General features: G+C 54.2%; 16 protein-coding genes. 5 read left to right on the plus strand and 11 right to left on the minus strand.

Translation table 11 applies throughout. The annotated features are described in order from the left end of the window. The 5 genes from NCT03_RS33215 to NCT03_RS33235 all read right to left on the minus strand — a co-directional run. A partial coding sequence (locus NCT03_RS33215) for a hypothetical protein (protein WP_250495474.1) occupies nt 1-349 on the minus strand: 349 nt, incomplete at its 3' end. Beyond that, entirely contained in the window at nt 346-846 is a 501-nt protein-coding gene (locus NCT03_RS33220) for a hypothetical protein (RefSeq protein ID WP_250495475.1), read from the minus strand. The genes NCT03_RS33220 and NCT03_RS33215, both read right to left, overlap by 4 nt. Then, nucleotides 843-1,001 (minus strand): hypothetical protein, encoded by a 159-nt coding sequence (locus tag NCT03_RS33225; RefSeq protein WP_250470081.1) that lies wholly within the window; start codon nt 999-1,001, stop codon nt 843-845. The genes NCT03_RS33220 and NCT03_RS33225 overlap by 4 nt, the downstream gene beginning before the upstream one ends. Before the next feature lie 68 nt (nt 1,002-1,069). After that, entirely contained in the window at nt 1,070-1,216 is a 147-nt protein-coding gene (locus NCT03_RS33230) for a hypothetical protein (protein WP_250495476.1), read from the minus strand. 73 nt (nt 1,217-1,289) lie between these two features. Further along, the gene (locus NCT03_RS33235; RefSeq protein WP_250470082.1) at nt 1,290-1,430 is read right to left on the minus strand and encodes a ribbon-helix-helix domain-containing protein; all 141 of its coding nucleotides are present in this window, start codon (nt 1,428-1,430) and stop codon (nt 1,290-1,292) included. A 366-nt stretch (nt 1,431-1,796) separates the two neighbouring features. Between NCT03_RS33235 and NCT03_RS33240 the strand changes: the two genes are divergently transcribed. The 5 genes from NCT03_RS33240 (at nt 1,797) to NCT03_RS33260 (ending at nt 3,543) form a co-directional block, all read left to right on the plus strand. Beyond that, nucleotides 1,797-2,039, plus strand: coding sequence for a hypothetical protein (locus NCT03_RS33240; protein ID WP_250470083.1), 243 nt, complete (start codon nt 1,797-1,799; stop codon nt 2,037-2,039). Between the two features lie 10 nt (nt 2,040-2,049). Beyond that, complete coding sequence (locus tag NCT03_RS33245) at nt 2,050-2,331, plus strand: hypothetical protein (RefSeq protein WP_250470084.1); 282 nt, start codon at nt 2,050-2,052, stop codon at nt 2,329-2,331. 2 nt (nt 2,332-2,333) lie between these two features. Beyond that, nucleotides 2,334-2,618 (plus strand): hypothetical protein, encoded by a 285-nt coding sequence (locus tag NCT03_RS33250; protein ID WP_250470085.1) that lies wholly within the window; start codon nt 2,334-2,336, stop codon nt 2,616-2,618. 314 nt (nt 2,619-2,932) lie between these two features. Further along, nucleotides 2,933-3,271, plus strand: a complete 339-nt coding sequence (locus NCT03_RS33255) for a hypothetical protein (RefSeq protein WP_250470086.1) — start codon at nt 2,933-2,935, stop codon at nt 3,269-3,271. Next, entirely contained in the window at nt 3,268-3,543 is a 276-nt protein-coding gene (locus NCT03_RS33260) for a hypothetical protein (RefSeq protein WP_250470087.1), read from the plus strand. Before NCT03_RS33255 ends, NCT03_RS33260 begins: the two co-directional genes overlap by 4 nt. 34 nt (nt 3,544-3,577) lie before the next feature. On the opposite strand, the gene NCT03_RS33265 is transcribed toward NCT03_RS33260, so the two are convergent. The 6 genes from NCT03_RS33265 to NCT03_RS33290 form a co-directional block, all read right to left on the minus strand. After that, entirely contained in the window at nt 3,578-5,386 is a 1,809-nt protein-coding gene (locus tag NCT03_RS33265; protein WP_250470088.1) for a sensor domain-containing phosphodiesterase, read from the minus strand. Between the two features lie 210 nt (nt 5,387-5,596). Next, nucleotides 5,597-5,752 carry a hypothetical protein gene (locus NCT03_RS33270; RefSeq protein WP_250470089.1) on the minus strand — a complete coding sequence of 52 codons (156 nt, stop codon included), beginning with the start codon at nt 5,750-5,752 and terminating at the stop codon, nt 5,597-5,599. Between the two features lie 10 nt (nt 5,753-5,762). Continuing rightward, nucleotides 5,763-6,374 carry an ATP-binding domain-containing protein gene (locus tag NCT03_RS33275; protein WP_250495477.1) on the minus strand — a complete coding sequence of 204 codons (612 nt, stop codon included), beginning with the start codon at nt 6,372-6,374 and terminating at the stop codon, nt 5,763-5,765. Continuing rightward, complete coding sequence (locus NCT03_RS33280; RefSeq protein ID WP_250495478.1) at nt 6,350-6,829, minus strand: AAA family ATPase; 480 nt, start codon at nt 6,827-6,829, stop codon at nt 6,350-6,352. Before NCT03_RS33280 ends, NCT03_RS33275 begins: the two co-directional genes overlap by 25 nt. Further along, nucleotides 6,819-7,007, minus strand: a complete 189-nt coding sequence (locus tag NCT03_RS33285) for a hypothetical protein (RefSeq protein ID WP_250470091.1) — start codon at nt 7,005-7,007, stop codon at nt 6,819-6,821. Before NCT03_RS33285 ends, NCT03_RS33280 begins: the two co-directional genes overlap by 11 nt. Further along, complete coding sequence (locus NCT03_RS33290) at nt 7,004-7,717, minus strand: primase-helicase family protein (protein ID WP_250495479.1); 714 nt, start codon at nt 7,715-7,717, stop codon at nt 7,004-7,006. Before NCT03_RS33290 ends, NCT03_RS33285 begins: the two co-directional genes overlap by 4 nt. Between the last annotated feature and the right edge of the window lie 59 nt (nt 7,718-7,776).

Genomic DNA, 7,776 nt, shown 5'->3' on the forward strand with positions numbered 1-7,776 from the left:
TCGACACCGCGCAACGCCCGACCTTGCCGAATCGGTCACGTTCCCGAAATCGGCGGTCACGTTCGCCGAAATACGCACAAAGCAATCGCCAGCAAAGTGCCCCACCGAACACAAAGCTCGCGGCGAAGACGCCCGTATAGAGCAGCCATCCGCTTTCCGTTGGTACGGGGAGTGCCGGTTGTGCTTCGATGACCGTTCCAGCACGGACACCGCCCATGTGCTCATGGGCACAAAACTGTTCTGCGAAAGAATTGCCGGTCAAGGTACGTGGTCCGTTTGGCCCGCAAAACTCATCGGCATGAGCGACGGGAGCAACGGTTAAGAATGCAGCGACAATTAGCGCTTTCATTTGCTCATGCTTCTGCGGATGAACCCGCCCACGACAAGCGCGGCGAACAAGCCGACACACCAGGTCCAGTTAATCGGATGATCCTGCGGTTTCAACGAGTTCACTAAGACGGCTGTCGGAATGTTCTCTATGGCGATTACCCCGATTTGAGATTCGGGCAGGCGTTGTATGTACGATGCTTTCGAGCCGTCTGCGTAAGTCCAGGTGTTGCCGGTATGGGCGATGAGCGCATCATCCAGCGGCCCAGTGTCAGGCAGCACGACCGGCTTAGGCGCAGCAATGAATGCTTGGCTAACGCGTCCGTCTTGAACGGTCAGGCTGATTACGCCTTGCGCCCATGCCGGTCGGGTCTGTGGCTCCAAATCTGCGACGCCAGATGACACGGAGCGCGTGTCAGGAATCGAGGAAAGCGGCTGTGAAAGGTCGTGGCCTAGCAGCACTGCACTATGCACACCAGTTGATGCCAGGAGCGCAGTCATTACGACGATTGATTTCATGCTGCCTCCTTTGACCTCATCAGTACCTCAACCTGAAACTCCAGCGAAGAGATTTGATCGTCGATCTTCCGGTTTTGTGCAGCAATTTCACGAATGCTCGATTCGATGTCTCGCATCGTCCAGTCGATACAAGTTGATAAAATGAAATCAGCCATGTTCGTTTGCCTCTCAAACGGGTGTGGTTAGGTGCGCGTCATGTGTCCAGCACGACGCGCGCCGCCTCTTACTCGAACAACTTCTCTACTTCAGCAAGCAAAATCTGATCGTGCAGTACGCTAATTTGTGCGGCCAACAGCGCATTGCGTTCGGTAAGCGAAGCAATGCGGGGCAGGGTTGATTCAGGCGTCTGCAAATATGTCAAAATGCTCATGGCGAAAACTCCCTGATAGTTTTTGCTGCATTAATGACGGCTGGAGCGCTCGAACGCTCTGGCCGTCGCCTTTTCAGCCTTTCGGCTTGAAATTCGTGATGAATTCGTAGGTCGCGCGCCGAATTAGCTCCGCTACTGTTGCGCCCGTTTCCTCCGCAATCTGGCGCAACTGTGCGGCAATATGTGCGGGAATGTTGACGTTGAAGCGCTCCATCTAATCCTCCGTTCGTATGTCCATAAGTTTTACGCACGTCTGCGTGCGTATACAACACAAATATGCACTACTAATGATAAAGGTGTTGTAAACCGGCACTAATAAGTGCATATGCACTGATCTAGAATAAGGGTAAGCAAATCAATGACTTGGAGAACTATACCGCCCCGCAAGGCAAGCGGTTATCAATGACGATTTGAGGCGCGAGTAAGAAGTTTTTGAAGGTGAGCTTTTGCAGGACCATAGGAATGCAACAAAGCCAGGCCAGGTGGCGTTGCACACCGTTAGCCCGAGATCGGCCAATCGAGGGTGCGGAAGCTATCGATAGCTGGCCGCTGACGAGCGGCCCCCTAAAGGACAGAGGCAATGAGATTTGCAGCAGCGGCACTATTGACGGTCACGGCGGCGGCATGGGCAGATGAGCCTCCTGTGATCGTCGCAACGATGGGTCAACGCGTGACGGTGAAAGTACCCGCACAACAGACAGTCATACTTGATTGCTCTCCAGCGAAAGGCACCGTGGCAGATGTGATTGGCCTAGATGGCGTTGCCGCGATCAACGCGCGTATCGCGCAGATGAACGAGGCTGCAAAGCCGAAGCATCGCTAACGGAGGCCACATGAGCTTGCTTGAATCGTTCTTCGACGTTGGCGCAAGTCAAGCGCCAGTTCTCTTCGGCGTCACCGATGACGAACCCGAGGCCAGCCGCCGTCGAGACAAAGATCGTGGACGTGGGCGAGGCCGGGTTGACCCAGACGCAGAGCCAATGCAGGCGTTTGAAGCTGCGCTCAGTGCGGCTGATGTGGATTGTTATCGCCGTCAGCTTGCGTTTCGTCGCCGCGCGTGGCTAACGGATGAGCAGCGGGACCCTTTAACCGCGTGTTTTGTCGCGAGCGTGTGAACATGCAAATCAATTTGAGCGGCGCGACATGGGATGCACTTCTTGATCGCGTGATCGAAGAATACTTGACGAGAGGCCAAAGCGAGATGCCTTTCCCAAACCATTCGCAGTGCTCGTTCGAACTTCCTTATGTAATCTTGCGACGAGACAGCCAGGAGATCGGCCGCTTCGAATTCCTGGCCATTAATTTGAGTGATCAAATTCACTTTGAAACAAGAGACCTGACGAAATATCCCGAGGTGCGCCCTGTGACGAATTCGACTGTCTGGGGCCGCCATGCGCATTAAATATTTGATCATCGTCGCGGCTTTAACACTCTCCGCCTGTGGTACTCCGCCCCCGGCTGCTCAACAATGCCAGACGTTCATTTTTGCAAACCAATGCGTCAACACTCGGTTGTCTCAGGAAGAATGGATCGCGGAGTTGCATCGACACCCGAGGCATGCGGAGTGTGCAGGGCAACCGGTATTGTCGGGCTATGACGCGCTGATGATGTGCGAGTCGAGCATGTCAGGAATCGATCAGCTTGGTTCGATGCCAGCCGGGATACCCGCACCCAGCGTGATTGTTGTCGCCCCGCGTGGATGGTAGAGGAGTAGAGATGGCATTCAATCCAAAATCGCTGGCGAACCTTGACGCTGGCCGCGCTAAGGGCCGCAAGGGTGTATTGAACAAAACGACTGCTAGCGTCAAGAGCGCATTGACAGAGGCATTCGAACAGCTTGGCGGTGTCGATGCACTTGTTCGCTGGGGCAAGTCCGACCCGGCCGCCTTCTATTCGATTTGGTCAAAGATGCTGCCGGCCGAAGTGCGCGCCGAAGTCAACATCAACGACGGTTTGACGGCGGCAGATCGTATCGAAGGTATCGCCGCTCTCTTGCGGGCAGTTGGCAAGCCGGTCGAAGGCGCGACCGATGTAGAGTACCAGGAGCGCACATGACTTTAGATGATATTCGGGCAGCAGTGGGCCGCATGGATAGCGCGCAGCTGGCCGCGCTCGATGAGCTGTTGCAGGCGCCGGATGATGCGTTGCCGCTCGTCGTGCTTGATGAAGATCGAGACGTTGCGCTGGCGCGATACTTCCAAACAAATGAGTATCTGCCCGCTACCACGATTTACGTGAGCTTTGAGTCAGCAGAAGCGGCCGTTGGTGGCAGCATCAAAACGGAACGGGCGTCGCGGCTGAATGAGCTGTTGAACCGACGACGATAGCCGCGCGGCGCAGGCATCGTGTCGCGCTGGACTATCAAGGCTTCTTGGTTTGCCCCGGTGGCACAAACGCCGTAGCATGCAATCTCATCCATTGCTCGAAGGCTTCGCGACCGAGCGGGCGGCTGATGAAATAGCCTTGAGCTTCGTCGCATCGACTTTCAGCCAGCATGGCATAAAGCTTTGCATTCTCGACGCCCTCAGCCACAACTTTGTAGCCGAGGTCGTGGGCTAGTTCCATCGTTGAGTGGACGATTAAAGCGTCCCGATGACTTTCCAGCATCGACGAGACGAGGGTCCGGTCAATCTTCAACACATCCGCCGGTAGATTGTGAAGTTGGGTAAGGTTACTGAACCCTGAACCAAAGTCGTCGATTGCGACACTGACCCCTGCTTTTCGCAAACGATCGAGCGCCGACGCCGCCACTTCTGGGCTCTGCACAACAGCACCCTCAGTCACTTCGAGCTCCAGACACGACGACGGTACGCCATACCGGGAAAGCTCAGCGGTGACTCGCTCAACAAAATCTGCCCGGCAAAGGTCGGATGCTGCGATGTTCACCGAGATGATCAGATCCGGAAATTCTTCTCGCCAAATCGACAACTGCCGGATGCCTTCCTCCAAGACCCAATCCGTCACAAGCTCAATGAGCAGCGTCTGTTCAGCGATAGGAATAAATTCGACAGGAGAAATATTCCCGAGGCGAGGGTGGTCCCAACGCAAGAGGGCTTCTGCGCTGACGCAGGCATTGTCCGACAGACGAACGCGAGGCTGATAGACCAAATAAAATTGGTCCTTGCCGCCGAGTGCACTTTTTATCGAGTTTAAGATGACAAATGCTCGCTCGCGGCTTTGTTTCATCTTGTCATCGTAAAGCAAGACTGCTGCGTTCGATTCACGCGCAGCGTCTGCTGCAGTAATCAACGCTCCGAGTAAGCGTGCAGGGTCAGTTGGGGCGGCAAGCGAGGAAATTCCTGCTGAAGAGACCACCTCAACGGGAATGGAACGGTTGAGGATTAACGGGCTCGCGTGGCTAGCTACGCATCGTTCTGCCAGCAGGCGAGCGATCTCGGCGCCGCTTTTCACCAGGAATGCATATCTTGCGTAGCCCACCCGATAAAGCGTGATGCCCTTGGGTAAGACCGCGCTCAGTCGTTCTGTCGTAAGGATGGCGGCGTGGACCGTCGTCTCGACGCCCAACGCTACCACCATACGGTTAACATATTCCAGCGGGCAGATATCAATCATCACCGCATGCGTGAATCCCGCCTGCGAATTATTCGAAGTGAAGGCAGCAACGTCAAGATTGAAACGTGCAAGGTTTGGGAGTGTTGTCGCTTCGTCACTGTACGCCAAGGAATTAAGCGCGCCCAGCCGCTCAATGACTGCCTGCGCAAGGGCCCAAAGCATAGACTGCTCTCTCTGACTGAAGCTGGAGCGCGGTTGACCGTCGATCAAGCAGAGCGTGCCGACGGCTACCCCTCCGTTGATAACAAGAGGCGCGGCAGCGTAAAAACGGATGCCGGGTTCTCCGACCACCAAAGGATTATGAGCAAACCTTCCGTCTTGAGACGCATCAAGGATGACGGTTAAACCGGATTCGCGGATCGCGTGGGAACAGAACGACACAGACCGAGGCGTCTCTTCGCATTCAAATCCATGACGCGACTTGAACCACTGCCGCTCGGCATCAACGAAAGTAATGAGCGCGGAACGTACCCCAAATATATTGGCGGCCAGATCGGTAATACTGTCGTAAAAGCCCTCTGCTGGCGTGTCGAGCAGCCGCAACGAGCGTAGCACTTCCAGCCTCAGTATTTCGCTTTGTGTTTGTTGCGTGTGCACGGTGTACTCTCCTCGGGGCCCTTTGACCCGAACGCAGCGATCAGTGTTAGTTTTAGGCGGAATCTTCAATAACGACACAAAGGCCACCGACTTGAGGGCGTAACGCGCGCAAAGGAATTGAACACCGGCGGTGCACGCACTTCCTGACCGTCTCGTGCGGCGGCTCCTGAGCGTCGTGGAAGCAGCGACCGGCCTGTGGCAGCGGTATCCTCACAATTCCTCTTCGATATCGGCAATGTCGAAGGCGCGGCCGGCAGCAAACGCGACCTGAACCTCGGACAGCTGCACCAAATCATCAATGGCGTGCCGAAAGTCCGCTTCGTCTTCTTCGGCGGCATCAAGGGCTGCAAAAAATTCTTCATGCATGGTGATCTCCTTAGATTTGGATCGTCAATTGTTCAGCAGCGCGTGTGAAACCGGTATAAGCCAGCCGTGAATACGTGTTGCGCTGGGTTATATCGTCGAACATTAGGATTTTTTTCCATTCGGAGCCTTGGCTCGAATGGATAGTGATCGCGTAGCCATGAGCAAAAGCCCCCACACCTTTATCATCTTCGGAGTTAAACATCGAAGGTTTGAATTCAGCGATGACCTGGCGACCACCAACGTCAAGCGCAATTTCGCCGTCATCTATATCAAGTACGAAGCCCAATTCGCCATTCATTAATTCCGCATCGTGTTGATTGAACCGGCATTGCACCTTCTCGCCAATTTGCGGAAGGCTTCCACTAAAGCCGTACAGATCGCGTACTTTCTGATTGATAGTCACGCGAGTCTCATTTCTAGAGCACACAATCTGCGAGTAATCGTCGCCAGTATGTTCCAAAACTATGGATCGGGACGCCCGTCCGTGTCTGACACGAATTCCCTCATCTTCACCTTCGACGCGCAGTACACCGCCTTGGCGGACATATTGCGCTGCCTCGACAATCAATGATCCTGCGCCTTGTCGTTCAATCTTTGTCAAAAGAACATCAAGATTGTCCATTCGAAAAACTGCTTTCCTCCGACTGGCTGAAGTTGCCCAGGGTCACCAAGATTCAAGACAGGAATGCCGTGCTGCAGAAGGTGGTGCATTTGACGCTCGCTTACCATCGATGCTTCGTCGCAAATAACCAATCGAGGACGAAAATCTAATGCATCGCGGTCGTGAAATATCGGTTTGCCGGATGCGTCCGTGCCTTTGAATCGATAGATGAGCCTATGCAGCGTCATGGCGGTGCTGCATCCCTTCTCGCGGAGCCGCGCTGCAGCTTTGCCAGTCGGGGCGATGTACGTCGCGTCGCCATCGGGGCAACATAGTTCGGCGATAGTGCGGGCGACGGTGGTCTTTCCGCAGCCCGCAAAGCCTCCGAGATTGAAGAACGGCTTAGCAGATTTTCTGAACCAATCGACCGCTTGATTAATTGCACGCTGCTGCTGGTCGTTGAATTTAATCAACATCGCGTGCCTCCCGTTTCTGCCGGTGTTTTAGTAATATGGCGTCGCGGTTCTGTTCGTAATATCGCTTTTGATAATCGCGCTCAGCCTCAATGTTTGCACGGTACCGTTCTTGGCGCTTCTTCAAAACTTTTTGACGATTTGCGGCGTAATAGGCCGCAGCCTGTTTAGCATTGCTCACCTCGACACCTCCATTTTGGAGAGACTATCGAGGAGGGTTTGGTGAGCATTTGCCCAAAAATTGGGCTCGATTTTCAAAATCTCTGCTGAGATTTCATGCGGTTGTGCAACGCGCCACTTGTCCGCATTGCGGAGGATTTGATAACGGCATGGCTCACCCTTAATCTTGACAACACGTGCACCTGCCTCTGCTCCCGCATCCATTAGTGCATTCTTCAGGGCCGAAGTCATCTTGCCGTTCTGCTCGCCGTCATTCAGACACAATACAGCAGCGTTGTTCACAATAATATCGGCCTCCCATCCACGAACTAAATCCTCGGCGTTACGCTGAATTGTGGATTTGCTCGCATTAATAGCGTCTTGCTTGGCCTGGCTCAATGGCGGGCGTTCGCCAGCGTTAAATTCGCTGATATCGCGCTCAGCCAGAAACACTCCAATAGCATTGATAAAGCCTTCATCGTTCAGAGCGGCATACAACTTAATGTAGTAGCCAATATCTCGCGGCTTTTCCTCGGTATTGCAAACCCACCAGCGACGATCATTGTCCGCGAGCGGCAGAGCATTCGCATGCTGGGAGAATGCGAGCCACCGGCATGCGTTAAACTCCGTGAATTGGCGTCCAAACTTCGGATTGATATCGCGAAACTCCGGATTCACGATCGACTTCAGCTTTTCGGCGTGCCGGAAGCTATCTGTTGCTGCTAAGTTCAAACGTCGGGGTTGCCGCTAAGTAGAGATGTCGGGTTTTGAACGGATGTTTCTGTTCAGGT

Source organism: Caballeronia sp. GAWG1-1 (assembly GCF_023631465.1).
In the GTDB taxonomy this organism is placed as follows: Bacteria; Pseudomonadota; Gammaproteobacteria; order Burkholderiales; family Burkholderiaceae; genus Caballeronia.

Excerpts from the sequence above, each read along its gene's own strand:
- NCT03_RS33230 (WP_250495476.1), bottom strand. The coding sequence starts at position 1,216 with ATGAGCATTTTGACATATTTGCAGACGCCTGAATCAACCCTGCCCCGC.
- NCT03_RS33275 (WP_250495477.1), bottom strand. The coding sequence starts at position 6,374 with ATGGACAATCTTGATGTTCTTTTGACAAAGATTGAACGACAAGGCGCA.
- NCT03_RS33255 (WP_250470086.1), top strand. The coding sequence starts at position 2,933 with ATGGCATTCAATCCAAAATCGCTGGCGAACCTTGACGCTGGCCGCGCT.
- NCT03_RS33220 (WP_250495475.1), bottom strand. The coding sequence starts at position 846 with ATGAAATCAATCGTCGTAATGACTGCGCTCCTGGCATCAACTGGTGTG.
- NCT03_RS33260 (WP_250470087.1), top strand. The coding sequence starts at position 3,268 with ATGACTTTAGATGATATTCGGGCAGCAGTGGGCCGCATGGATAGCGCG.
- NCT03_RS33245 (WP_250470084.1), top strand. The coding sequence starts at position 2,050 with ATGAGCTTGCTTGAATCGTTCTTCGACGTTGGCGCAAGTCAAGCGCCA.
- NCT03_RS33250 (WP_250470085.1), top strand. The coding sequence starts at position 2,334 with ATGCAAATCAATTTGAGCGGCGCGACATGGGATGCACTTCTTGATCGC.
- NCT03_RS33280 (WP_250495478.1), bottom strand. The coding sequence starts at position 6,829 with ATGTTGATTAAATTCAACGACCAGCAGCAGCGTGCAATTAATCAAGCG.
- NCT03_RS33235 (WP_250470082.1), bottom strand. The coding sequence starts at position 1,430 with ATGGAGCGCTTCAACGTCAACATTCCCGCACATATTGCCGCACAGTTG.
- NCT03_RS33270 (WP_250470089.1), bottom strand. The coding sequence starts at position 5,752 with ATGCATGAAGAATTTTTTGCAGCCCTTGATGCCGCCGAAGAAGACGAA.
- NCT03_RS33225 (WP_250470081.1), bottom strand. The coding sequence starts at position 1,001 with ATGGCTGATTTCATTTTATCAACTTGTATCGACTGGACGATGCGAGAC.
- NCT03_RS33240 (WP_250470083.1), top strand. The coding sequence starts at position 1,797 with ATGAGATTTGCAGCAGCGGCACTATTGACGGTCACGGCGGCGGCATGG.